This is a genomic window from Endozoicomonas sp. ALB032 (assembly GCF_049310125.1).
In the GTDB taxonomy this organism is placed as follows: domain Bacteria; phylum Pseudomonadota; class Gammaproteobacteria; order Pseudomonadales; family Endozoicomonadaceae; genus Endozoicomonas_A.
Genome location: NZ_JBLYNW010000001.1, coordinates 5,166,305 through 5,191,866 on the forward strand (window position 1 = coordinate 5,166,305; position 25,562 = coordinate 5,191,866).

The 25,562-nt window shown below is 46.8% G+C and carries 23 protein-coding genes; 15 read left to right on the forward strand and 8 right to left on the reverse strand.

Annotation, left to right across the window (positions count from 1 at the left end; all coding sequences use genetic code 11):
* Positions 1-13 precede the first annotated feature (13 nt).
* From ACO6VG_RS18845 to ACO6VG_RS18855, 3 genes are all read left to right on the forward strand, one after another.
* On the forward strand, positions 14-814 hold the full coding sequence (locus ACO6VG_RS18845; RefSeq protein ID WP_422137938.1) for a TatD family hydrolase: 801 nt from the start codon (positions 14-16) through the stop codon (positions 812-814).
* 195 nt (positions 815-1,009) lie between these two features.
* A complete protein-coding gene (locus ACO6VG_RS18850) occupies positions 1,010-1,288 on the forward strand; it encodes a type II toxin-antitoxin system RelB/DinJ family antitoxin (RefSeq protein ID WP_422133727.1) in 279 nt (92 codons plus the stop codon).
* Positions 1,281-1,550, forward strand: a complete 270-nt coding sequence (locus ACO6VG_RS18855) for a type II toxin-antitoxin system YafQ family toxin (protein ID WP_422140084.1) — start codon at positions 1,281-1,283, stop codon at positions 1,548-1,550. Before ACO6VG_RS18850 ends, ACO6VG_RS18855 begins: the two co-directional genes overlap by 8 nt.
* Before the next feature lie 100 nt (positions 1,551-1,650).
* Here the strand turns inward: ACO6VG_RS18855 and ACO6VG_RS18860 are convergent, their stop codons facing one another.
* Entirely contained in the window at positions 1,651-2,493 is an 843-nt protein-coding gene (locus tag ACO6VG_RS18860) for a cation diffusion facilitator family transporter (RefSeq protein ID WP_422475115.1), read from the reverse strand.
* A 133-nt stretch (positions 2,494-2,626) separates the two neighbouring features.
* Entirely contained in the window at positions 2,627-2,902 is a 276-nt protein-coding gene (locus tag ACO6VG_RS18865) for a glutaredoxin family protein (protein WP_422133730.1), read from the reverse strand.
* Between the two features lie 123 nt (positions 2,903-3,025).
* On the opposite strand from ACO6VG_RS18865, the gene ACO6VG_RS18870 reads away from it, so the two are divergent.
* The 7 genes from ACO6VG_RS18870 (at position 3,026) to ACO6VG_RS18900 (ending at position 12,641) form a co-directional block, all read left to right on the forward strand.
* A complete protein-coding gene (locus ACO6VG_RS18870) occupies positions 3,026-4,987 on the forward strand; it encodes a cation:proton antiporter (protein ID WP_422137940.1) in 1,962 nt (653 codons plus the stop codon).
* A gap of 255 nt (positions 4,988-5,242) precedes the next feature.
* The gene (locus ACO6VG_RS18875; protein WP_422475117.1) at positions 5,243-6,682 is read left to right on the forward strand and encodes a hypothetical protein; all 1,440 of its coding nucleotides are present in this window, start codon (positions 5,243-5,245) and stop codon (positions 6,680-6,682) included.
* A gap of 142 nt (positions 6,683-6,824) precedes the next feature.
* A complete protein-coding gene (locus tag ACO6VG_RS18880; protein ID WP_422475119.1) occupies positions 6,825-8,393 on the forward strand; it encodes a hypothetical protein in 1,569 nt (522 codons plus the stop codon).
* A 105-nt stretch (positions 8,394-8,498) separates the two neighbouring features.
* Positions 8,499-8,699 (forward strand): DUF2970 domain-containing protein, encoded by a 201-nt coding sequence (locus tag ACO6VG_RS18885; RefSeq protein ID WP_422133734.1) that lies wholly within the window; start codon positions 8,499-8,501, stop codon positions 8,697-8,699.
* Positions 8,700-9,175: 476 nt separating this feature from the next.
* The gene (locus ACO6VG_RS18890) at positions 9,176-10,831 is read left to right on the forward strand and encodes a nitrite/sulfite reductase (protein WP_422475121.1); all 1,656 of its coding nucleotides are present in this window, start codon (positions 9,176-9,178) and stop codon (positions 10,829-10,831) included.
* Positions 10,815-11,312 (forward strand): DUF934 domain-containing protein, encoded by a 498-nt coding sequence (locus ACO6VG_RS18895; RefSeq protein WP_422133736.1) that lies wholly within the window; start codon positions 10,815-10,817, stop codon positions 11,310-11,312. The genes ACO6VG_RS18890 and ACO6VG_RS18895 overlap by 17 nt, the downstream gene beginning before the upstream one ends.
* Positions 11,313-11,471: 159 nt before the next feature.
* Complete coding sequence (locus ACO6VG_RS18900; RefSeq protein WP_317141580.1) at positions 11,472-12,641, forward strand: cation:proton antiporter; 1,170 nt, start codon at positions 11,472-11,474, stop codon at positions 12,639-12,641.
* Here ACO6VG_RS18900 and ACO6VG_RS18905 read toward each other — a convergent pair.
* The 6 genes from ACO6VG_RS18905 to ACO6VG_RS18930 form a co-directional block, all read right to left on the reverse strand.
* On the reverse strand, positions 12,592-12,879 hold the full coding sequence (locus tag ACO6VG_RS18905; RefSeq protein ID WP_422137944.1) for a hypothetical protein: 288 nt from the start codon (positions 12,877-12,879) through the stop codon (positions 12,592-12,594). The genes ACO6VG_RS18900 and ACO6VG_RS18905 overlap by 50 nt on opposite strands.
* A gap of 50 nt (positions 12,880-12,929) precedes the next feature.
* Positions 12,930-13,961, reverse strand: coding sequence for a protease SohB (sohB, locus tag ACO6VG_RS18910; protein WP_422475124.1), 1,032 nt, complete (start codon positions 13,959-13,961; stop codon positions 12,930-12,932).
* Between the two features lie 295 nt (positions 13,962-14,256).
* The gene (gene nudC, locus ACO6VG_RS18915) at positions 14,257-15,036 is read right to left on the reverse strand and encodes an NAD(+) diphosphatase (RefSeq protein WP_422475126.1); all 780 of its coding nucleotides are present in this window, start codon (positions 15,034-15,036) and stop codon (positions 14,257-14,259) included.
* Positions 15,037-15,096: 60 nt separating this feature from the next.
* Positions 15,097-15,780, reverse strand: coding sequence for a DNA polymerase III subunit epsilon (dnaQ, locus tag ACO6VG_RS18920; RefSeq protein WP_422137947.1), 684 nt, complete (start codon positions 15,778-15,780; stop codon positions 15,097-15,099).
* Positions 15,777-16,229, reverse strand: coding sequence for a ribonuclease HI (rnhA, locus tag ACO6VG_RS18925; protein WP_422133742.1), 453 nt, complete (start codon positions 16,227-16,229; stop codon positions 15,777-15,779). Before rnhA ends, dnaQ begins: the two co-directional genes overlap by 4 nt.
* Complete coding sequence (locus tag ACO6VG_RS18930) at positions 16,226-16,999, reverse strand: hypothetical protein (RefSeq protein ID WP_422133743.1); 774 nt, start codon at positions 16,997-16,999, stop codon at positions 16,226-16,228. The genes rnhA and ACO6VG_RS18930 overlap by 4 nt, the downstream gene beginning before the upstream one ends.
* Before the next feature lie 233 nt (positions 17,000-17,232).
* Here ACO6VG_RS18930 and gloB point away from each other — a divergent pair, with 233 nt between their 5' ends.
* The 5 genes from gloB to ACO6VG_RS18955 all read left to right on the forward strand — a co-directional run bounded on the left by gloB (position 17,233) and on the right by ACO6VG_RS18955 (position 25,277).
* Positions 17,233-18,015 carry a hydroxyacylglutathione hydrolase gene (gene gloB, locus ACO6VG_RS18935; RefSeq protein ID WP_422475128.1) on the forward strand — a complete coding sequence of 261 codons (783 nt, stop codon included), beginning with the start codon at positions 17,233-17,235 and terminating at the stop codon, positions 18,013-18,015.
* A 42-nt stretch (positions 18,016-18,057) separates the two neighbouring features.
* Positions 18,058-19,671, forward strand: coding sequence for a LysM peptidoglycan-binding domain-containing protein (locus ACO6VG_RS18940; RefSeq protein WP_422133745.1), 1,614 nt, complete (start codon positions 18,058-18,060; stop codon positions 19,669-19,671).
* A gap of 115 nt (positions 19,672-19,786) precedes the next feature.
* Complete coding sequence (locus ACO6VG_RS18945; protein WP_422408896.1) at positions 19,787-21,640, forward strand: extracellular solute-binding protein; 1,854 nt, start codon at positions 19,787-19,789, stop codon at positions 21,638-21,640.
* A gap of 26 nt (positions 21,641-21,666) precedes the next feature.
* Positions 21,667-23,448, forward strand: coding sequence for an extracellular solute-binding protein (locus ACO6VG_RS18950; protein ID WP_422475130.1), 1,782 nt, complete (start codon positions 21,667-21,669; stop codon positions 23,446-23,448).
* A complete protein-coding gene (locus ACO6VG_RS18955; RefSeq protein WP_422408892.1) occupies positions 23,445-25,277 on the forward strand; it encodes an extracellular solute-binding protein in 1,833 nt (610 codons plus the stop codon). The genes ACO6VG_RS18950 and ACO6VG_RS18955 overlap by 4 nt, the downstream gene beginning before the upstream one ends.
* The last annotated feature ends 285 nt before the right edge of the window (positions 25,278-25,562 follow it).

Genomic DNA, 25,562 nt, shown 5'->3' on the forward strand with positions numbered 1-25,562 from the left:
ACTTCGAGGTTTTATGAACCCTAATCTGGTGGACATCGGTGTGAACCTCACCGATAAGCAATTTTCAGAGGATCGGGATGAAGTCGTGGCGCGTGCCGTTAAAGCAGGCGTGAATACGATGGTTCTTACAGGAACCTCTGTTGTTGAGTCTCAGCAGGCATTGGAACTGGCCGAAAAGTATTCCGATTACTGCTACTCAACGGCTGGTATTCATCCGCACGATGCAAAAAATGCCACAGAGTCCTGTTACAAAGTCCTGAAAGAGCTGTTTCAGGCACCGCCAGTAGTTGCTGCGGGTGAAATGGGTCTGGACTTTAATCGGGATTTTTCACCCAGACCGATTCAGGAAACCGTTTTTCAGCAACAGTTACAGCTGGCCGTTGAAGCAGGTCTTCCTGCTTTCTGCCATGAACGCGATGCAGCTGAGCGTTTTACAGCCATTGCCAGAGAGTTCAGAGATCATCTTGATGGGCTGGTTGTGCATTGTTTTACAGCCGACAAAAAAGCGCTCTATCAATACCTTGATCTGGATCTGCACATTGGCATAACCGGCTGGGTTTGTGATGAAAGGCGTGGTACGCACCTGCATTCATTACTGAAAGAGATTCCGGCAAATCGCCTGATGATAGAAACTGATGCCCCCTGGCTTCTGCCCAGAAGCATGGACAAAAAACCAAAGAGCAGGAGGAATGAGCCTGCCTTTTTGTCCTGGGTAGTGAAAACCATTGCCGAGCAAACGGGAAAAACCTATGAACAAGTGGCCAGAGAGACATCAGAAACGGCCAGTAGCTTTTTCGGACTGGTGAAGCGGTAACTCTACATTTGCCTTCCCGCGCAGAGTGGTTGGAGTTTTGCGACAACCTCTTCAGGGCGGGTTTCCTTGACCGGATTTCCTTTTTTTAGCCAGGGAAGCGACATCAACTGCACTTGAATATCGCCGATATCTTTCTACAATTCGTTGTACAATGTATAGCAATGTAATACATATTTGACTTATAGAGAGTAAAACATGAAGCAGGAAATGCTCAGTGCCCGTATCGATCACGATACCAAGGCCGCCTTTACTAATATCTGCGAAGCTGTTGGTTTAAGTACTTCTCAGGCTATTAATCTCTTTGCCAAAGCGGTAATCAATCACGGTGGAATCCCCTTTGAACTGCGAGTTCAGAAGCCCAACAAAACCTCGGTGGCTGCAATGAAAGAACTGTATGAAGGCAAAGGTCAAAGCGCCGAATCCGTCAGTGTTTTAATGAATGAGCTGACTGATGGCAAGGTAAATGATGTATAGCCTGGAATATTCCAATCAGTTTAAGAAGGACTTTAAAAAGATCACCAAACTGGCCATTGCAGATATTATTGCCGTAGGTGATGTTATTGGTACTTTACAGCGAGGCCAAACGCTGGATGCCCGCCATATGGATCATGCATTGGTTGGCGACTGGCTCGGCTTCCGGGACTGCCATATCAAACCCGATTTGGTATTGATCTACCGCATCCACGATAGAAAACTGCAATTGGCTCGCATTGGTTCTCACAGTGACTTATTTTAGCAAGTCAGTCATTCCCGTAGCCGGTTTCAATATAATTGATGGGTTACCTCCAGGAACGAGTGGGCTCTATGAATATCAAGGCTTGGGTGCACTAGCTTTTTCAATTTGGATCCAGATGAACAATGACGTCGGCATTGGGAAGGAACGCCATAATGGCATCTTCCGCTGCCTGACCAATATCATGAGCTTCGTGCAAGCTCTGATCACCATCAAGGTCGATGTGCATCTGGATAAAGGGAACCCGACCAGAAATACGGGTTCTCATCTCATGGATGCCAAGAACCCCTTCAATAGCCAGCACAATGCGTTCAATGTCCTGAACCTGCTGCTCTGGCAATGAATGGTCCATAAGCTGTTGAACCGCATGCCATGCCATTTTGCCAACACTGACCAGCATATAAATCGATATCAGGAGAGCAAATCCCGGATCAAGATAGAAGTAACCCTGACTGGCACCATAGAGCGCAATAATAACAGAGGCATTGGTGAGCAGGTCGACCCGGTAATGTGCGGAGTCTGCAGCAATGGCAGCAGATCCGGTTTTCTTCACAACATAGTTTTGTATAGACAGAAGTATGAGAGTCACCACGATCGAGAAAAGCATGACGGTCATGCCCACTGTTTCATTGTCAACGCTGCCTTCCTCTCCTAACAGCTGGTCAGTTGCGCTGAGAAACAAAATAATGGCCGAGCCAGAAATAAAAGCAGATTGAGCCAGAACAGCCAGATACTCAGCTTTGCCATGGCCAAATCGATGCTCTTTATCGGCAGGTTCGAGGGAAATTTTGACTGCCACGAGTGTGATCACCGAGGCAACCACATCCATGACAGAATCCAGCAGTGTTGCCAGAACACTCAGAGAACCGGTCATAAACCAGGCGGCAATTTTAACGAATAAGAGGATGGCGGCAGTTGTGACTGAGGCCATTGAAGCGAGCTTCATTAACTTTTCATGGCTGTCAGAGATTTTTTTAAAGGCTGTAGACATACGATCCATCAATGTTGTGTAAACTGTTTCCCTAGTTTCAGAATACTGAATCTGTAATAAAAATCCTAGGAGCCTGACTAAGAAGCCATCAACTCCGGGATGAATGCTCAGTCAGGTGGTTATAGATCCATTCTCCGAGCTCTTCCATTTCAAACGGCCAGCCTATCTCGTCACCCTCTTCGGTAGCGATCACCGGGATTCGGACACCATATCGTTCAATCAAATCGTCAGATACGCTGATTTCAACCGCCGACCAACAGAATTGACTATGAAGTTGGGGATGTTGGCCGAGAATTATAAGGAACTCTTCAACATGATCACACAGATGGCAACCAGATGTGGTATAGAAAGATAAGTGCAGCACAAGTTTTCCTGAACAGCGGGAGGCTAAGTCGGATACAATTGTAACCGTTCATTTAGCTCACCCCAAAATTTTGCTAGAGAGCTGTATTTTCACTGTAAAAAGAATAACCAGGCCCTATAAACGATGGACTTTACTTTTTTCAATCAATTGATGTTAATTCTGGCTCTCTCCGTGGGAGCCATTGCTCTGTTTCATCGCCTGAATCTGCCCGAAAGCCTTGGCTATCTGGCGGTGGGTATCGTGCTTGGCCCCACCGCTACCGGCTTGATCGATCATAGCTTTGATATCAGCTTGCTGGCAGAAATTGGCGTGGTCTTCCTGCTGTTTACTCTTGGTCTGGAGTTTTCGCTTAAACGAATTAAGTCCATGAAGCGGGAAGTGTTTGGGCTTGGGGGCGGGCAGGTCCTCTTGTGTGGGGCAGGAATCTTTGCGGTTTTGCTGGTGGTTGGAACATCAGTAAAAGAAGCTTTGATCGTCGCAGCAGCTCTTGCTTTATCTTCTACTGCGATTGTTTCCAAAGAGTTGACCCAGAGCAATGAAATTCGCAGTCGTCAGGGCCAGATGGCGATTGGTGTGCTGCTGTTCCAGGACATTGCCGCAGTTCTGTTCCTGATTCTGGTTCCAGCCCTGGCGGGGGCGGGAGACAAATCAGTCTTCACCACCATTAGCATGGCTCTGGCCAAGGGCCTGCTTTTTGTCCTTCTCATGATGGCCGTTGGTAAATGGATTTTGCCCAGAGTCTTCAACGAAGTCGCGAGGGCCCGCTCTGAAGAGTTATTTGTATTAACCGCTCTCATGGTTGCTCTGATGGCGGCCTGGTTAACCCATGTTCTGGGTTTGTCCATGGCTCTGGGTGGTTTTATTGCTGGCATGATGATGGGTGAGAGTAACTATAAGCATCAGGTGGAAGCGGATATCCGACCTTTCCGGGATATTTTACTGGGACTGTTCTTTGTCTCCGTCGGGCTGATGCTGGATCTGAATATCCTGCTGAATTTCTGGCCAGCGATTATCCTGGGTACAGTGGGTCTGGTCATCTTCAAACTGGGTATCATTACGCTACTGGCAAGGGTGCTCAGAGAGAAAAAAAGCACTTCACTCAAAACCGGTCTGGCTCTGGCTCAGGGGGGGGAATTCTGTTTTGCCCTCATTGCTCTGGCTACTCAATATGGCCAAACGGAGGGAGAAAGAGCTTCCGTGGTGCTGGCCATCACTATTCTATCCATGATTCTGGCGCCATTGCTCATCAGAAACAGCAGCAAAATTGTCAATCTTTTATATAAGAAACAGGAGGCTATACAGTCCCAAATTGATCAGGGCGATATTGAGCAGCAGGTCTCCCACATCAGACAGCATACCCTCATTTGCGGCTACGGCCGTGTGGGACAGACAATAAGCCGATTCCTGGGGCAGGAAAAGCTGGCCTTTGTAGCAGTAGATAATGACCCCTTACATGTTCATGAAGCCGGACTTGCAGGCGAACCTGTCTTTTATGGAGACTCGCGTCGTTTGGAGCTTCTGGAGTCAGTTGGTTTGAAACGCGCCAGGCAAGTCATTGTCTGTATCGATCGCAGTGAAAATGCCCTGGAGATTGTCAAAACAATTCGTTCCCATTATCAGGATATTCCCATTCTGGTCAGAACCCAGGATGACAGTCTGACAGACTCACTCAAAAAGGCCGGTGCCACAGCCGTTATTCCTGAAGTGCTCGAATCCAGTTTGTTGATCGTCAAGCATGTTCTGTTAATGCTGGGCATAGATCGTAATCAGGTCAGAGACAAGATCCATAAAGCCAGAGAACAACAATACGATATTCTCAATGGTTACTATCCCGGCTATGAAGATGTTATGGGAGACAGCGAGGAAACTTCTTTACGGCATGCTGTTAACGTTTGCCGGGGTAATACCTGTGAAGGATTGAATCCCCGTGATTTACCGCTTGAAGACGATGTTTCTGTTGTTGAAGTAAAACGGGACGGCCAAAGTCTGGATCCGGAAGAAGTGGATGCCCTCGAACAAGACGATATTGTTATTCTGACCGGGCCTCTTGCACCTATGCAGCAATCTGAAAAGAACCTTATCTGATATTTTGGCAGTCCTGAAATACGGGCTGCCACATTCTCAAAACCCTTCCGAAACATTTAGCTTTTTTCAGTGTGAGATAACTGCCTGAGATAACAGTCACCATTTATATAATAAAAAGAACTCCATTAATTTCAATATGATACAAGAATAACCTAATAATTATTCAAACAGACACTATAATGAATTTTCGAAAGGACTTCTGTGTAAAACAGGGCGTTAACAAAAACTTTTATAATATTAAAATAGGTGAATACTATGGTCATTCGATCGATTCGGCTGTCCCTCAGTTCGTGTTTTTTGCTGATGTTGATTCTGACCATAAAGCCCTTAAACAGTCACGCCATCTTTCTTGAATTTTACTTGCCACCCTACTTCTCCGGCATGGAAGGACATCCGATTGTTTCCAGAGAAGAAGTTCCTCAGAATACTACCCTGATCCAGCAGCAAGAACCTTTTTTCTGCAATGACTACGAGACTAATTTTAATTATTTTAACAGTCTTCCATCCGCCTCATTAATCAAGTTTGGTGGTTTCGCATTGTTGGGATCAGCTTTTACCAATTCAATAGCAGGCGGAGTTGATCCTCATAATTACTGGCACAAGCCTGTTTTTCTGTTGAATCTGGTCACCATTCTTTCCTGGTCCATCCCTCAGACCAGCTTCACCAACGAATACGCTCTACCTGTTGCAGAATACCGCGAAGTCGAAAAGGTGTTAGACCAAATAAAAACGACAGAAAGCAACGAGACTCAGCGTTATAAGGAAGAACCTTCAGCCGGTTACGTCCTGACGGGCCTGTCATTTGTTGGCCTTAATTTATTCGCTGAATTTTATAATGCCAACAATCCATCTCCGGGACCCGGAGTGAATATGCTGGAAAATTTCGCCATCGGAGCTAAATCCATTGGTGTCACCAGCAATATGGCATCAGCCCTGAGAACTCAATTAAAAAATATCTACCTGAGTAAAGGCTTTACAAGTTACGAAGCGACTGCGGCAGCATCAAGAGATGTAACAACCATCTACGTTGTCCTTCTGGCTGGGGTGGTAAACACGGGTCTGCTCAACTCAGCAGCCATGGAAGGTATAAACGCCAAAGATATTGAGCAGTATTCATTGGCGATGGCTCGTTATGTCGGTCGAAAATACTACCACGTATCCCTATCGGGCGGCCTGATGATCAGTGCCGCTTATGAAACCATTGGCTCTCTTGAGAATTACTGTATGGCAAACTTTGATCATGTTTTACCTCATGCCCACTATGGGGAGTCAGAAAAACTGGTTTTATGTAAAGGGTTAGCTTCTGTTTCTATGGCCAGCATGAGCGGTCTGGCCTTATTGAAATTATCCAGTGGTTTGCCCTGGGTCTATCTTGTGAATGCTCTAGAAGCAGCGGGTCTGGTCAACACTGAAATGGCGATCACTCTGGGTCGAAACCTGTTCGACCATCCGATTGCTAAAGATACGGCAGGGCTCGCCATGGGAGGCGCTATTACGGCAGGTTCGCTTTACCTCAACCTCCGATACTTCCCCGGATCGATGATGATGTACATACTCCAGGGCTCCGGGTTAATCATGATCTACGAAACGGGCTCTGCACTGGTAAGTCATTCTTATCCGACTGCAGGAAAGGTACTGGCACTTGGTCATACCGTGATGGGAAATTATGACTATGCCTGTAAGCCAAGACCTTAAGGTCTCAGTTATCAAACCCCTCAAGCTTTCAGGTGTTTTTATTATTAAAGGATGCTCTATGCAATTAATGCTCAAACAGTTAATTTTTTTGGTTTTATCTGCTTGCTTCACTTCTCTCTGTGTTGGCCAAACAAACTCGAAGTTGCGTGATCCTCATACTGCTCCGGCTCCGGGTTTTGAAACGGGAATCGATGTACACGCTGCCTGGTTTCAGCAGCACTTTGGTGTTGATGCTATACAAGAGCAGGAGTCCGTAGAATTTATCATAACTGAGTTACCGGATATGTATTCGGAAGAGGCAAGAGAATATCTCGAGGTGACATTACCTGGCTTGTTAAAGGCAAGAAGTCTGGATCACGAAATTCGGGCACCCTGTAATCAGCAGAGACTCAAGTGTGATGTTGAGATTTACCTTTTCAATCAACAGGGAACTTCAAAGCAGCTGACAGAGATTGTGCGCTTTACGGTACTTACGCAGATAAAGCCAGCCGAAGTATCCTCAGGCTCTGAACATTCATCATTAGAAAAAGATGCCCAGTTACATTGTACTGCGAAAATGGATTGTCCTACCGCTACTGATTCGGAAACAAAAACGGCTTTATTTCAGGAGTCAGATCTGCCTGAACTTGGTACGGACTGGCTGGAAAAAGTCCATGTTTATCAAAATAAGGAGAATGGAGACAGTCTGGTCATAAGGAATAACATTGTTTATTACACCGGTAAATCACTGACTGTTCTTCTCAAACTTTTCAATTCCCTGCTCTTCAGCTCGGGACCTGTTGATACCAGTGACGGATATTATGGACATTTCGCCAACGCTCAAATACTGGCAGAAGCTCTGGCATTGGGGGATATAATACCGCTTTTGATCAGAGATCATAATTGGTCTTACATCACACCTCAGATAGATGCCAGCGGTTACACTTTGTCTCTTGCTATTTTTTGCACCTATTTACATTATCGGGATAATCTGGGCCTGGTTCTAAACAAGAAAGAGATGTCTGAGTCTGATGTGCGGATATTCTATACGTGGAAGCTGTTTGCGAATATTGCGACCAAAGCGATTAATGAGGTTGCTGAGAAGAAAATATTTGCCAAAGAGACCGATAGCGAGATTAATAAAATGAAATCCTCGCTGTTCACCAGTTTAGTTACAGCCCTTCCCTATGGAACAAAGTTAATGGTCACTGCCTTTACGGGTAATACCTATGCCAATAATATATTGAAGGCGGTACCGGCAGATCACTTCCTCTCCTGCTCGATCAGTGTCAATGGTGCCTGCATTCAACTGTTCTTCCATCGTATTCTGGGTGAAGCTGATATAACCATTGTTCCTGCCACCAGTCTGGAACCGGCCAAAAAAGTGACATCTGGCCTTTCCTATATCCCGTCAGCCATAACACAGGCTGCCATAGGAAAAGCGTTTAATAGCCTTGGAATGACTGTATGCGGTGGACATTACATAAAAGGAGCCGGGTATGCATTGGTTGATGGTGCCGATAAATATCTGGTGGCTCAGGGGGCCAGTGACTTTACCCGCTATTCAGCGTTAATGGCTGGCTCTCTTTTTATGAGTTACAGCAACTACTCATTCAGTAAGACATTTGCGAGCGGATTCACCAATCGCTATGCAAAATATCTCATGATTTGGGCGACTACAACTTTTATGACATTGTCTGAACTCTACTTTCACACGTCTACCTTGAGGTGATTTTTAAGATTATCACGCTTTGTTAATTTTTCTCCTGTCATATCACTTGCGACTTCATCACTGGCATGTAATAAATGAGACGAACTCACGAAACGGGGAATTATCATGGCAAAGGGCACTGGCTTCCTGTCAACGCTGCAGAGCGCCTTAGCGTCTGCGTTTGGTGTGCAGAGTGAAAAAAACAGGGCGCGTGATTTTTCGCAGGGACGTCCGGCGCACTTCATCATCGCCGGTATTGTGGGAACGCTTGTTTTTATTCTGATCCTGGTAATGTTGGTGAAACTGGTGCTCAGTCAGTCTGGGTAGCTTATTGATGGCTGACCCAGTATACAGCAGTAACAACAATCAGCATTACTATCGAAACAGCTGCAATGGCATCAACAGTACTGTCTTTCATGGGCTTTCCCTGAGACATTTCTCATTCCCTCAATCAGTTATTCGATGGTGCTCCTCCAAGCTAGCTGATTATCGCTTTTCGGGCAACTGCTCAATGATCCTTTTCCGCGCCATAAGTCTTGATTGAAAAGTTTATCTGGAATAATGTGTTTGTGGCACTTAAGCAAAGCGACCTATTCAGTCTCCCGAATACATGGATTTCTTCGGATATGCAGTTTTCATCTAGTTATATAAAAAAATTTTTTATTACTAAATACAAAAATACTGTTATCTTGTCTACTCTCGGTCGTAGCTGGAATCTGCATCGAGCCTGAAACAGATTTCCAGAAGCCTGATATAGTCAGGCCTCTGGATAGCTCGCCAACCCATTTAGAAAAATTATTCCCATGTATAAATACGATGAGTACGATCAACGCATCGTCGACGAAAGAGTGAGTCAGTTCAGAGAGCAGACTCGACGTTACCTCGCCGGTGAGATCGCAGAGGACGAGTTTTTACCCCTGCGTCTGCAGAATGGCCTCTATATTCAGCGTTTTGCTCCCATGCTGCGGATCGCAATCCCGTACGGCATGTTGAATACCCGCCAGGTTAGAAGACTTTCTGAAATTTCGCGCAAATATGATAAGGGCTATGTGCACTTCACTACCCGCCAGAACGTACAGTTGAACTGGCCTCTGCTTGAGCAGGTTCCTGATATCCTGGCTGATCTTGCGGAAGTTGAGATGCATGCTGTGCAGACCAGTGGTGCCTGCATTCGTAACACGACGACTGATCAGTTTGCCGGTATTGCACGAGATGAAATTGTAGACCCAAGACCCTGGTCTGAAATCATCCGTCAATGGTCAACATTCCACCCGGAATTTGCCTTTTTGCCCCGTAAATTCAAAATCGCCGTTTGTGGTTCTGAAGAAGATCGTGCAGCTACCATGGTTCATGACATTGGCGTCCATGCCTTTCGAAATGAGAGCGGCAATGTGCGATTCAAGATACTGGCCGGTGGTGGACTGGGACGAACTCCCATGGTCGCCAGTGTCATCAGAGAGTCCATAGAGGCTGAACATTTATTGACCTATCTGGATGCCATTCTGAGGGTTTACAACCGCTATGGCCGTCGTGACAACAAATACAAGGCGCGCATCAAGATTCTTGTAAAAGCCATGACACCTGAAGTGTTCACAGAGAAAGTGGAATCAGAATGGGAGCAGATCAAAGATTCCGCATCCCTTCTGCCTGAAGCTGAGATAAAGCGTGTCAGCCAGCACTTTGTTGATCCAGAATACAAGGGACTGGTGGATCAGGACTTTAATGATCTGGCTTTGAAAGCGCCGACAGGTTTCCATTCCTGGCTGAAACAGAATGTGTTTCCCCATAAGAAACCAGGTTACTGTGCCGTCACCCTGACTTTGAAAGCTACCGGGGATGCTCCTGGTGATGTATCTGCAGAACAGCTGGATGTTATTGCTGATCTTGCCGATCATTACAGCCTGGGAGAGCTCAGAGTTAGCCACGAGCAGAATCTGATATTCGCTGACGTGGAACAAACGGCACTGATTGAACTTTGGGAAAAATTGTCAGCTGTTGGCTTGGGGACGGCCAATCGTGGCCTGTTAACCGATGTGATCTGCTGCCCGGGTGGTGATTTCTGTGCACTGGCCAATGCTCGATCTATTCCTCTGGCAGAGGAAATTCAGCGCAAGTTCGACGATATTGACTATCTGCATGACGTCGGTGAGCTGGACCTGAACATTTCAGGTTGCATGAATGCCTGTGCCCATCACCATGTGGGTCATATAGGTATTCTGGGTGTCGACAGAAAAGGCATTGAATATTATCAGGTTCAGGTCGGTGGCTCTGCTTCAAAAGAAGCTGCCCTGGGCAAGATTATTGGACCTTCATTCAAGCGTGAAGAAATTCCTGACGTGCTGGAGAAGATCCTCAGTGTTTACATAGAGCAGCGTCATGAAGATGAACTGTTTATCGATACCTGCCAGCGCATTGGCATAACCCCTTTCAAGGAGCGTGTGTATGCCCAGGCTGCTTAAAAATAGCGAAGTTTTTGAGGATGATTACCGGATTCTGGATTCAGAATCTGCAGATCAGGTATTTGCAGGGACACTGCTGATTCCAGCTAAGGAACTCGATCAATATAAGAAACTGCTTGAACAAAAGCAGCAACCAACCGGCTTGTTCCTTGATAGTGATGACGAAGTTGAAAATTATGCTGACATACTGTCCAGCTTCGACCTGATTACCATTAATTTTCCCAAGTTTATTGATGGTAGAGGCTACTCCCTGTGCCGCATCCTCAGGGACCGTTATCATTACAAAGGAGATATCAGAGCCGTGGGTGACGTGCTTATCGATCAGATTTTCATGTTGCAGCGGTGTGGCTTTTCAAGTTATTACCTCAGAGAAGACCAGAAAGCAGAAGATGCTATCAAGGCATTGGACACTTTTACCCTAAGGTATCAGGGAAGCACTGATGATCCTGAACCTCTCTACAGAAAAAGACAGGCATCTTAGAAGAGCCAGATCCAACTTGTTAAGGGCTGCTGTCAGCGGCCCTACCCTTCTCTTGTTTACCGGACTCACAGCCTTGGGTATATACTTGGCCTTTTAGCTTCAAGCAAAATGCGGGCTGGAATAGCCCTTTTATAAACAATCATTTATCTGGCGAGTCTAATGGAAAGTGGTTCCCTGCTCTTCTCTTTCTTCCTTATCTTCAGTGGTGCTGCAATACTTGCTACTGCTGCGCTGTTTACACGTCAACCTCTCCTGGTCGCCTACATCGTACTGGGTGCCTTTCTGGGCCCCTATGGCATGGAAATGGTTACGGATACCGGGCTTTTAAATGATATTGCCCACGTCGGAATTATATTCCTGCTGTTTTTGCTCGGACTGGATATGCAGCCCGCTCACCTTGGTCATCTGCTCAAGAAAACAGCTACGGTAGGATTAATCAGTTCGATCATATTTGCACTAACCGGTTATGGACTGGGACTGGCATTTGGTTTCAGCCAAAAAGAAGCCGTCATAACCGGTGCGACAATGATGTTCTCCAGTACCATTATTGGTATCAAATTATTGCCAACCACGGTACTGCATCACAAACATACAGGCGAAATTCTTGTCAGTCTGCTGCTTTTGCAGGATCTGCTGGCGATTCTGGTTCTCCTGCTGCTGTACAACTTTGATGGTGGATTTGCCAACAGTAAAATGGATGTTCTGATGGCTCTCGCCGCACTTCCTATGATCATAGCTGCGGCTTTTTTGGCTGTTCGTTATGCTCTGCTGCCATTGATGGCACGCTTCGACCGGTTTCATGAATACATGTTCCTCTTAGCCATTGGCTGGTGTCTTGGCTTCGCTGAACTGGCCCATGCCTTGAATCTTTCCTATGAAATTGGTGCCTTTATTGCCGGGGTCAGCATTGCTACCAGCCCGATTTCTCAGTACATAGCCATTAATCTCAAGCCTTTGCGGGATTTTTTTCTGGTTCTGTTCTTCTTCTCAATCGGTGCCAGCTTTAACCTCAATCTGTTCGGAGATGTGTGGCTGCCTGCGGTTATCATGACCGTTATTTGTCTGCTTCTGAAACCTGCCACATTTGGTATCTTACTGAGTGCCAATGAGAACAAATCAACGGCATGGGAAGTCGGTTTCAGATTGGGCCAGACCAGTGAGTTTTCTATTCTGATTGCAGTACTGGCAGCGGGGCAGATGTTGATGGGAGAGATCGCAGCTCACGTCGTCCAGGCAACTGCCATATTAACGTTGATCATCTCTTCCTACGTGGTGGTGTTTAACTATGAATCACCCATAGCGGTATCGGAAAAGCTGAGAAGAGACTAAAACAAAAAAAACCGCACAATACGGGGTTCTCCCATCCAGATAACACTACAACTCGTTCCCATGCTCTGAGGTCGTCATTCCCGCGAAGGCGGGAATCCAGCGCCAACGGTGGATCTCTGCCTTCTCGGGGATGACAAGGCCAAGGGGGCATCGGGCAGTATGGTTCTGGTGGTGAGTCTGTGTGGATTCCCGCCTTCGCGGGAATGACGAGAATGAAGTCGGGAATGACGGGAGTCAACTCGTTCCCACGCTAGAGCATGGGAACTATCCAGATATCACTTTGAGCAGTTAAGAAAAGTATCGACCCTGAGACAATCTTTCCCAGATTTTTCCGAAGGCATTGTCCAGAGTCGTTTCAGCAGCCAAGCCCAGTTTACTGGCCATTCCTTTCTTCACTTCATAAGTGACCTGAATAATGTCTGAGGAGTCTACCCTGCTATAGATATACTCATCACTGGTCATGACCAGATCAATCAGGTTTTTCTCAATCGCCTGACGGCCATACCAGATTTCACCGGTAGCGACCTCTTCTACGTTGACCTGCTCACGTTCCTCCTTGATAAACTCTTTGAACAGCTCATGAGTGTCCTGGATATCCTGCTTGAACTTATCACGCCCCTTTTCAGTGTTTTCGCCAAGAACCGTCAGAGTGCGTTTAAATTCACCGGCAGTGTGCAGTTCAATATCAACATCATGCTTTTTAAGCAATTTATTGATATTGGGCAGCTGAGCCATCACACCTATGGAACCAATCACGGCAAAAGGCGCAGCAACAATCTGATTAGCCGTACAGGCCATCATATAACCGCCACTGGCAGCCACTTTATCGACTGCAATAGTGAAATTAATACCACGATCCCTAATACGTTGTAGCTGGGAAGCTGCAAGACCATAGGCATGTACCATACCTCCCGCACTTTCCAGCTTCAGAAGTACTTCATCCTTGTCTGTGATAACAGACAGTACTGCAGTGATCTCTTCACGAAGAGACTTGACTGCAGAAGCTTTCATATCGCCGTGAAAATCAAGGACATACAGACGTGGTTTTACTTGCTTTTCTTTATCCTTTTTCTTTTCCTTGTCGGCTTTCTTTTTTTCCTTTGCCAGCTGCTTCAGCCCTTCCTTGTCGAGCGTCGCATGCTGAAGATCATCCTTCAGATGCTGATAGTGTTCATTCAGTTTCTTGATTTCAAGATGCCCTTTACTGATCTTTTTGGATTTTTGTCCCATTGCAGCTGCCGCAACAATGATGATCAGCAGTGCCACAACAAATGTGACCACTTTGGCAAGGAATAAGCCGTATTCCGCCAGATACTCCAAGAGAGCCTCCAATAATTCATTTCAATATGAGTGCTTAAGGATACCTGAAAAAGAGAATGTGAAAAGTCCAACTAATGCTTGGTTGGCCATCTGCTTACCTGCGGCTTGAGTGATCTCCAGCGACCAGTTTTTGAGAACATCAGCTGATGGCCTCCGGCTCTGCCGTAGGTCATTTGACTGGTCACACAAAGGCAGAGACAGTCGTTTTGATGACCATGTGTTCCGTATTTTTTGAGTGGTAGAATTTGCACGGAGCCAAATTTTTAAACACAACAAAACATATGATTGTATAATATTAAATATCTATCAACATCCTGGATATTGTGAATTTCGGTGGAATGTCCGGCAGATCATCTCTAAGGAACCATTCGGCACTCACCAGCTCTGCCTCTTCAAGCTTAATCTCACCTGATTTATATTCAGCGTGATAGCCCAGCATCAAGGCATGGGGAAAGGGCCAGCTCTGACTGAGTTGGTACTTTATTTCACCGACCTCCAGACCCACTTCCTCCCTGATCTCTCTTATTACAGCTTCCTCAGCACTCTCGCCCGGCTCGACAAAGCCCGCGATGACCGTATGCATTGTTGTATCACGCAAATGTCGCTGATGTTGAACAAGCAGTACTTCATCCCCTTTATGAACAAGAACTATGATGCACGGAGATATCCTTGGATAGTAAGTCATTTCGCAGGCTGAACAAACCATTGACCAATCCCCTTCGCTTGACATGCATGGACTACCACAGCGGCCACAGAATTGGTGGTCTTTTCTGGATCTCAGGATTTGAGCGGCGTGACTGTATAACGCCACCATTGATTCAGGTTGCATCGCCATATATTGTCGGGCATTAACAGCACTCCCCTCTTCAGGAATTCGGTCTGTTTTTATAACCGACACCGAATATTCGTCCAGATTTCCAGTTCTGATTGATTCGTGGTTATCCATCCAGGGGTGTTTCTCCCAGAGGAACTCCCCCTCGGAATTCATCAGGATGTCATGACCAGACAGAATTAGATAACGATCAGCATTACCCCCTTCCGGGGTCCAGCCGTTTGCAGGTTGGTATTGGTGCATGTATGTCACTGCTTTCGATGATGAGTTAATGGTCAGTCGGTCATTGCAAACTGGTAGCAATTACCAATTCTGCTGGCCTATCTTTTCCAGTTTTTCCTGATGCAACTGTAATTCAGCATCGGTCGGTTTGATGATTTTCAAGGCGGGTCTGTCCAAAGATAGACGTCTGATAACCGTTACATCATCAGTCCCCTCTCCGGTTCCTCCCAGAAGCAGAGAAGTCTGACCACCCGTCATGGCAAGGTAGACTTCAGCCAATATCTCAGAGTCAAGGAGCGCACCATGGAAGGTACGAGCCGAGTTATCGATAAAATAACGTTTGCAAAGTGCATCCAGGTTATTTTTCTGACCAGGGTGCTTCTTTCTGGCTATAGCCAGAGAGTCGGTAATTTTACTGTAGTCCTCAACCTGCCCAAAGGCGGGATCCAGCCACTTTAGCTCATGGTTGAGAAAGTTAATATCAAAGGGGGCATTATGCGCAATCAGCTCAGCATCTTTGATAAAATCCAGAAAATCTTTGGCCACTGCAGCAAAGAGTGGTTTGTCCTGAACAAATTCGTTGGTAATACCATGCACCTGGATAACCTCATCATCCATATGCCGCTCAGGATTGATGTAGACATGATAAGTATTACCCGTCAGCTTACGGTCAATCATCTCCACACAACCGATTTCGACAATCCTGTGGCCCTGCGAAGGGTCTATCCCGGTGGTTTCCGTATCCATTATGATCTGGCGGTTCATTGCTTCTTACCTTCAATAATCTCTTGAGCACCACGACAGGCGAGTTCATCCGCCATTTCATTTTCCCGGTGTCCGGCATGCCCTTTTACCCAGCACCACTCAATCTTATGATGAGTATTCTGGGCATCAAGCCGTTCCCATAAATCTTGGTTTTTTACAGGTTTACCCGCCGCTGTTTTCCAGCCTTTGCGTTTCCAGCCGGACAACCACTCTGTTATACCCTTGCGTACATATTGGGAATCGGTTGTGACACGCACCTCGCAGGCCCGGGTTAATGTTTCCAATCCGACAATGGCGGCCATCAATTCCATGCGGTTATTGGTGGTTTCTTTCTCGCCACCATACAATCCTTTTTCAGCAGTACCGTAACGCAGAATGACACCCCAACCACCGGGGCCGGGGTTTCCTTTACAGGCACCATCTGTAAAAAGCTCAACGAGCTTGCTCAACGATTATCTCCCAATCGACTGGACCCTGTAATCGGTTTTCCGACCAGGGATTGCCCCACGGAGGACCAGACAGGCTTGATGGGTGTCATGCCTGCCACTTCCCGGGTGGCAACTATGATGTAAAAACTGCCAAAAGGCAGCATCCAACTACGACAGCGTTGTTCAATCAATTCCGACTTCAAGCCCATGGCTGAGTGGGTAGAAGGGAACAGGTAAGCACCATGAATCACTTTCTCAACACTGAACCCCAGCAAGGTTAACCAGTCCTTCATCCGACTTGGACTAATGAACTGGACACCACTGAACAACCTTCGATAACCCGGAAGTATCATACGCTTGATGTTGCAGAGACTCAGAGGGTTAAAACCTACTACCATCATCTTCCCTCCGGGGATGATGGTATGCCCCGCTTCGCTGAGAAGTCGGTGCGGGCGATCAGACACTTCTACCATATGATGCAGCAGGACCAGGTCAAGGCTGCCCGGAGCTATCGGCCAGTGATAAGGATCAAGCAACAACGAAGACGTCGGCTCAGAGTTTAAGGGGTGAAACTGAAAGTTTCGACTTACCTGGGACTCTGACAACAGAGCCGCAGTCGGAGATACCGATAATTCAACAGCATGATAACCAAAGATATACTTTAACTCATGTTCTATGTGACAGCGTTCTGTCTCAAGGACAAACTCTCCTGCACCGGATTGCATCCAACCCTGCAGGGCCTGCAACTTTTGAGGCATTTCAGGTCTGGTCGTTTTTTTAAACCATTGCATCAGGCTTTTTCCGTGTATGCTGCAGTGAAATCAGCAAAAACCTCGAGCCAGATTGTTGTCCTGCTCAAATACACATCTTATCGGGCACGGCAGGATTCAACCAGCATCGGTGTCATCCCCTATGACAATCGTAAAGAAAATAGTACAGACTTTACACGCAAAATTTGTAAAAATGGTTTTTTGTCCATTACAGGCATTAGAATGTTATTGACCATTATCCGACAGAATGTCCTATGATCCACATTCAAGCTATCCCGGCTTTTCAAGATAACTACATCTGGCTGCTCTCTGAAGATTGCAGTCAACAAAGTCTGGTCGTTGATCCGGGTGACGCTAGCGTGGTCGAGAAAGCACTGGATAGACTTGATCTGGAATTGTCGGGCATTTTGATTACCCATCATCACTGGGATCATACAAACGGCATAGAAACGTTAACAAAAAACCGTAGCGTTCCAGTCTATGGCCCTGATAATTCGGCAATTTCCGGCATTACCCACACCCTGGATGGCACAGAGACACTGGCAGTGCTCGGTACTGAATTCAGTATTTTGAAAACACCGGGACACACGCTCGATCATATTGCCTATTTCGCTAATCCTGATCAGGATGATCCCATTCTATTCTGTGGCGACACCCTCTTTTCAGCCGGCTGTGGCCGACTGTTTGAAGGGACTGCTGAACAAATGCAGAGCTCATTCAATAAACTCCGCGCTCTACCCGAAAACACCCGGGTATATTGTGCACACGAATACACTCTGGCAAATCTTGCCTTTGCCCAGACCGTTGAACCCGACAACCACTCTATTAAGGAGTATCGCAACAAAGTCATCCGGCTTCGCGAGCAGAACAGGCCAAGCCTGCCCTCTAGCCTCAAGCTGGAATTTACCATTAATCCATTCATGCGTACTGACCAGAATAGTGTCATTACTGCTGTTAAGGAGCACGCCCCAAATGCCCCTCTGTCAAACGATTCAGAGGTATTTGGAGCATTGCGTCATTGGAAGGATCACTTTTGATGACGATAACCCCTGTGTTCCTTCAAGATAAATATAGTTTTTATGTCTGAACCTTTGATTACAGAGCAAACGTCTGGTCGCTATACCGGACCTGAAGTTAAACCCCTGATTCGAGTCTTGAGTGCCGCCACACTCATAATGACTCTAACAAGCTGTCAGAGTCATTCTCCAGAGCAGGCAGGTACTCCACCAGTCAAAGTTGAGCAAAAAGTTGCCAAAGGGAAAACGGCCAAAAAAACACTTAAGGATCAACTGGCCAAAAAACCATTGACCGACCTGTGGGATAGAACTCGTCGGGGTCTCGCTATGGACCTGGATAATAATCATCCCCGGGTATTGGCAGAATTACGCTGGTACAAGAAAAACCAGGGCTACTTTGACCGCGTTTCTGATCGCGCCAGTCCCTATTTCTATTTCATCCTGATAGAAGCTGAGAAACGTGGCGTCCCCCTGGAGCTGGCATTAATGCCCATAGTAGAGAGTGCCTTCGATCCATTTGCTTATTCCCATGCAGGGGCATCCGGCTTATGGCAATTCATGCCAGCTACCGGAGAACATTACGGACTGGAGCAGAACTGGTGGTATGACGGTCGTCGTGATGTGGTTGAGGCCACCCGTGCAGCTCTGGACTATATGGTCAGTCTGCACGAAATGTTTGACGACTGGGAATTAGCACTGGCTGCTTTCAACTCTGGGCCAGGGCGAGTCATGAATGCGGTCAACAAGAACGAAAGGCGGGGTAAATCCACCCGCTTCTGGCATCTTGACCTGCCAAGAGAAACCACTGCCTATGTTCCAAAGCTGATCGCCCTGGGCAAGATCGTTCGTGATCCGGCCAAATACGGTATCAAGCTAAAGTCAATTCCTAACAAACCTCATTTTGCCAAGGTTGAAACCGGTGGCCAGCTGGATATGGCCAAAGCGGCCAATTTGGCTGGCGTTACTCTGAATGAGTTATATCGCCTGAATCCCGGGATTAATCGCTGGTCCACCCCTCCTTCTGGTCCACACCACCTTCTGGTGCCTGTTGCCAAAGCCGAATCCTTCCGGACTGAACTGGCTCAATTGCCGGCGGAAAAACGTATGCAATGGCAGCGCTACTCAGTGAAGTCTGGTGATAGCCTGATCAGGATTGCCAATACTTTTAATACCAAGCCCGGGCTCATCAAGGAAGCGAACAAAATGGAAACAGACTTGATCCGGGTTGGTCAAAGTCTTTTAATTCCCGTCGCTGTCAAAGAGAAGGAAGAGTATGCCCTGACAGCGCCGCAGCGCCGTATTGCCAAGCAAAACACTCAGCGTGCCGGACGACACAAACTGAATCACTCTGTTAAATCCGGAGACAGCTTCTGGAGCATAGCCAAAAAGTACAATACCGGTGTCCAGGAACTGGCTCGCTGGAACAGTATGTCACCCAGAGACAATCTCAGGATCGGACAGACACTGGTGGTGTGGACCAAAACCAATGCGCCCCAGGACGGTGTTGTTCGCAGGGTCAATTACAAGGTTCGCAATGGTGACTCCCTGTCCAGAATCGCTGACAAGTTCAATGTCGCCGTAGCCCAGATCAGAACCTGGAATACCTTTGACAGCAAATACCTGCAGCCTGGTCAACAATTGACTCTCTATGTTGATGTGACCCGCGCTTACGAATGATAAATTCATAATGCTCAGACCCGGTTTTGAACGGGTCTGATATTTTTCTCTATAAACCACTCCCCTATCCTGTCGATGCTATATTCATTCGGATTAACAATACCAGGAAGCATCATTGAAACGACTGACGCTCTCTCTTCTGCTCTATTGGCAGGGTATGCACGCAATAGCTGCGGGTGAGCAATGGCAACATTATCTGTCCATCATGGACAAGCCTCTGTATAAGAAAGATTTCAAACACTTCCGGTACGTCAATCCCGCAGCGCCCAAAGGTGGTCATCTGCGATTAGCAGCCCTTGGAACCTTTAATACTCTGAATCCATACAGTGCCAGAGGAATAGCCCCCTCGCAGGCGAATAATACTTTCAGGTTTGGCTTTCTGGAGCTGAACGAACCCCTGATGGTGGGCACTGGTCCTTACGCCCCCTCCATGGAACATAAAAATACAGCCTATGGTTTAATCGCCGAAGCGGTAGCTTATGATACGGAAAAACATAAGCTCTCATTCAAGCTGAGAACAAATGCCCGTTTTCATGACCAGCATCCCATTACCACGGAAGATGTAGAGTTTTCCTATCAAATACTGCTGGAACACGGGCACCCAAACTTCAAACTGACACTAGAGCAAGTTGAACGCATCCAAATCGAAGATCACTACATTATCCACTTCTATCTGAAACCCTCATCTTCTAAAGCGCTCCCAATTAAACTCAGCGAGCTGCCTGTCTTACCAAAGCATTACTGGCAGAATCGTGATTTTGAAAAAACCACACTGGTCCCACCCTTACTCAGTGGTCCTTATAAGATTTCCAGGGTCAATCCGGGGTCAACGATCGTCTTTGAACGAGTGCCAGACTACTGGGGGGAAGATCTTCCCGTTAATAAGGGGCTTTATAATTTTGATAAAGTTACTCTGAATTTCTACCGTGACCGTCATGTCAGCTTTCAGGCTTTTAAGAACGGGGAGACCGATGTCCACTATGAAGGCGAGGCGAAAAACTGGGAAACAGCTTATGTCTTTCCAGCCATGCAACAAGGTAAAGCGACCAGACTGAACATTCCTGACAAGATGCATTATGGCAGAAGGTTCTTTGTCTTTAATCTCAGATCCCCACTGTTTCAGGATCGAAGAGTCAGGCAGGCTATCAGCCTGTTATTCGACTGGGAATGGTCTTCAACAAACCTCTTCCATAACGCCTATGTCCGCACCACCGGTTTCTTTGGCGCTCATGAGAATAATACATCTGCGGTCCCGTCAGAGAAAGAGCTGGAACTGTTTGAAGCTTTTCAGTCGATAGTGCCACCGGGGCTCTATTCCCACCCTTTTGAACTCCCAAAAACAAACGGCGATGGGAATATCACAAGCCAGCGAAGACAGGCCCTGAAACTCCTGAAAGAGGCTGGCTGGCATTATCATCAGGGGCGATTATTAAGCGCCCGGAATGAACCCTTTCACTTTACATTTCTTCACTACTCAAAACTGGCTGATCGTTACATACTTCCTTTTGCGGTCAACCTCGCCAGCGTGGGAATCAAAATGGATTTTCGAGCCATAGACCTGAGCCAATATCAGCGAAGACTGCGTCAAAGGGATTTTGATATGGTTCAAACAACCCTGACGGTGCCTTTTCTTCCCGGCGAAGACCTTAAAGGGTTATTTCACTCGGAGTCTGCGGACACTGAAGGCAGCCGCAATCTGGCCGGGATTCATAACCCGGCCGTCGATGGCTTAATTGATCATGCGCTGTCAGCCAACAACGCAGAGGCTCTTTATACTGCTATGCAGGCTCTGAATCGTCTCTTGCTCTGGGAATATTACTTCATTCCCAATTGGCAGGGGCGTTTTATAAGAATCGCTCATTGGCAGCATGTGCAACCTCCTGACACTTTTCCACCCTTTGGTATTCGTCTCACTTCATGGTGGATGAAACCAGCCTCTAAAGCCCTTCAACAACAAGGAAAAAAATGACGATCAAACGATGGGCAAGAACTCTTATGGCGCTGAACATTTCCTGGTTTTATCCTTCTGTACTGGCCAGTGTTCAGGAATCCTATCGCACAGGTCATGCCATCAGCCTGATCGGCACTCCCAAATATCCTGCCGACTTTCAACACTTTTCCTATGTCAATCCTGATGCTCCCCGTCAGGGTAAGGTCAGACTGGCGGTTCTAGGCACTTACGATACCTTTGATCTCTTAAGTTCCAAAGGTGTGCCTGCTGCCGTTGGTGGCTACATTTACGACAGCCTGATGTTTGCCAGCCGGGATGAGCCCGGCAGTCTTTATCCAATGATTGCCGAACGTATCGAATACCCGGATGATAATCGCTGGGTACGTTTCGTTATTAACCCGAAAGCCCGTTTTTCCGACGGCAACCCGATTACTGCCGAAACTGTGAGGGATACATTTTTTCAATATAAAAATGGCGACTTCTCCAACTTCAAGCTCCTGTTGAAGGATGTTAATCAAATAGAAGTTGAACCCGGAAACCGGGTAAAACTGACCCTGAATGTCCCCGAAGACAAAAAGCTGCCTTTTCGACTGGCCCAGCTACCCATAATTCACAGTAATTACTGGACAAAGTCTGAAGATGTTGACACTAAGATCCACATTCCTGTCAGCTCAGGGGCTTACAGCATCAAACACTATGAGCTTGGCCAGACCGTTTTTCTTGAGCGAAATGAGGATTACTGGGCTCAGAAGCTGCCTGTGAATATTGGCCGGAATAACTTTAAGCAGATCAGACTGGAGTATTTCAGGAACTCCACGCTCTCTCTCGAGGCTTTTCTCAGTGGACACTACGATATCCGGATAGAGAATCTGGCCAAAAACTGGACTTATGCCTATAAGGGTAAGGACCTGGAGAGCGGGAAAATCATCAAGAAAAATTACCCTCGCAAGAGCTTTCAGGTTCAGTCCTTTATCTTTAACAGTCGAAAATACCCTTTTAACGATCAACGGGTCAGAGAAGCCATCAGTCAGGGTTACGATGTAGCCTGGACCAACGCCAATCTTCTTTATGGCATTTATTCAGCACCCGAAAGCCTGTTTGCCAACTCGGATTTTGCCCACTCAGGCATACCCGATAGAGCTGAAGCCCAACTGCTTGAACCTTATCGGGACATACTTCCTGAGAAGCTGTTTAAACAACCCTGGACTGGTGTACAAACAGATGGCACTGGCAATATCCGAAAACAGCTCAGTTATGCTAATAGACTTCTGAAACAGGCTGGCTGGGAACTCAAAAACGGCAAAAGGGTCAACAAGGAAACCGGTGAGCCACTCAGGTTCGAATTGATGCTGGCGGTGCCAGAACAGGAACGTGTTGCTATACCGTTCAAAAGTAATCTGGAAATGCTCGGCATTGAAATGCAGATCACCTCGCTGGATGTCTCTCAGTACATTCGAAGAGTGCGCAATCAGGATTATGATATGCTGCTCAGAACCTTCCACCAGCCTGATGTGCCTGGCAACGAACAAAGAGAATACTGGAGCAGCAGTACTGCCAATCAACAGGGCACGCAGAACCTCGCAGGTGTCAATCACCCTGCGGTTGACGCCATGATTGAGTCTATTATCAAGGCTGAATCCATCAACCAGTTGCAGGCCGCCACCAGAGCTATGGATCGCATCCTGCTCTGGGAAAATTACACCATTCCCCAGCTCTACCATCGTTACTGGCGGGTAGCATACAGAAGCCACTACAACTATCCTGACAACGGAGGTCTTTACGGCTCTGTGGACCTCAGCATCTGGTGGGAGAAAGAACCAAAATGAAACGCCTTGTTGCGGGAATATTTTTGATAGTAACGTCCTCTTTGGTATGGGGAGCAGAAAACATTCCTCTGAAGCATGCCATAAGTCTCTATGGTGAACCAAAGTACCATAAGGGTTTTGAACACTTTGACTATGCCAACCCGGACGCACCAAAAGGCGGTGAATTCAGACAGGCCGTGACCGGCCAGTTTGACAGTCTTACACCTTTTGTAGATCGCGGTTCGGCTGCGGCTGGCAGCGACTTGCTCTACGACAGCCTGCTGCAAAGATCCTGGGACGAGCCTTTAAGTAAATACGGTTTGATTGCCCAGTTCATAGAATTGGACCCTGATAACCGCTGGGTTGCCTATCATATTAATCCCAAAGCTCGCTTTAATGATGGCCATAAGGTGTCAGCCAGTGATGTGAAATTCTCGTTTGATCTTCTGAGGGAGAAAGGCTCAACCTTCTACCGCCACTTCTATGATGATATCGAGAAAGCTGAAGTCACAGCGCCTATGAGGGTACTATTTACCTTTAAAAACAACAAAAACCGGGAGCTGCCTCTAATCCTGGGGCAAATGCCTATACTTCCAGAACACTACTGGAAAGACAGACATTTTCCGCCCTCCGGATTTGAAGTCCCCGTCACCAGCGGTCCTTACCAAGTCGATAAAATCAATCCCGGACGATCCATCAGTTATAAAAGAGACGAAGATTACTGGGCACAAGACCTGGCTGTAAACCGGGGTCGGTATAATTTTGACCGCATGCTGTTCGAATATTACGGAAACGAATCTGTGCTGTTAGAAGCGATGTTCAGCAATCAATATGACTTCAGACTGATTACAGACCCAACCATCTGGAATACCCAGCTGAGCGAGAACCGAATTAAAAAATATCGTCTGGTACAAGAAGTCATAAAGAACCATAACCCCCAAACCCTGACGTTAGCCTACAATACCCGGCGACCTTTTCTAAAAGATGCCAGAGTCAGGGAAAGTCTGGGATATGCTTTTGATTTCAGGCAGATCAACGACCACCTTTTCTTTGGAATGTATCGACCTGCTGAAAGCTTTTTTGCAGGCTCTGAACTAGCAGCCAGTGGAATTCCCTCACCTGAAGAACTGAAATGGCTGAACCCCTTTCAGCAACAACTGCCTGAAGCCCTCTTCCATGAACCCTTCAAAGTACCTGATAGCCGACTGGCATCGGGCGACCGATTGAGTATGGCAAGCGCACTCAGGTTATTAAAACAGGCAGGCTGGGAAATAAAAGATAATCAACAAGTTAATGCCATGGGGGAACCACTGGTCCTGAACGCACTGGTAGCCACTGAAGAACATGAAAAAGTTCTGCTTTCCATCAAGGACGGTCTGAGTCGTCTTGGTATTACCTTAAATGTTCATCGTATAGACCCACTCCAGATGGTAGCCAGACTCCGTGAACTGGATTTTGAACTGGTACTGCATGTCTATCGACATACTGCATCACCAGGCACCGAACAGGTATCCTTCTGGGGATCGGAAACCGTTGATCAACCAGGAACCAGAAACCTGTCGGGTGTTCATTCACCGGTGGTCGATCACATAGCTCAATTGATTCCATCAGCCACCAGCCGTAAAGAACTGCTTTCAATGGTTCATGCCCTGGACAGAGTTCTGCTGTGGGGACACTACTCACTGCCTCTCTGGTACTCACCTTCCTGGAACGTTCTGTACCGGGATACTCTGAAGCATCCTGAGACGACGCCGCTTTATGCTCTTGACCTGAGTACATGGTGGTATCAAACGAATAAACCACCATCAGCCAGAGCTAATGCTGGTTCAATACTGAAGAAAGTAGATTAACCGCTTGGGAGACAGGGTACATTGCGATACTAACAATCAGGAACTCTCTGGTTACATGTTTGTAGGTGTTGATTCTGAAGCAACACAGGTATTTTAATTGCTTCAGATCAACTTTTACCGTCATCTAAAAGTATTAATGACCTTTTTATGATGAATTAGACCTTGCCTGTCAGGTTTGATAGGTGTTTACAATATTGTCAGAAATCGGAACAACTCCGCAAGAAGCAATACCTGTAGTCAGGGAGCCGACTATAGTTTTGAGGCAAAAGTTATAACAATGCGATC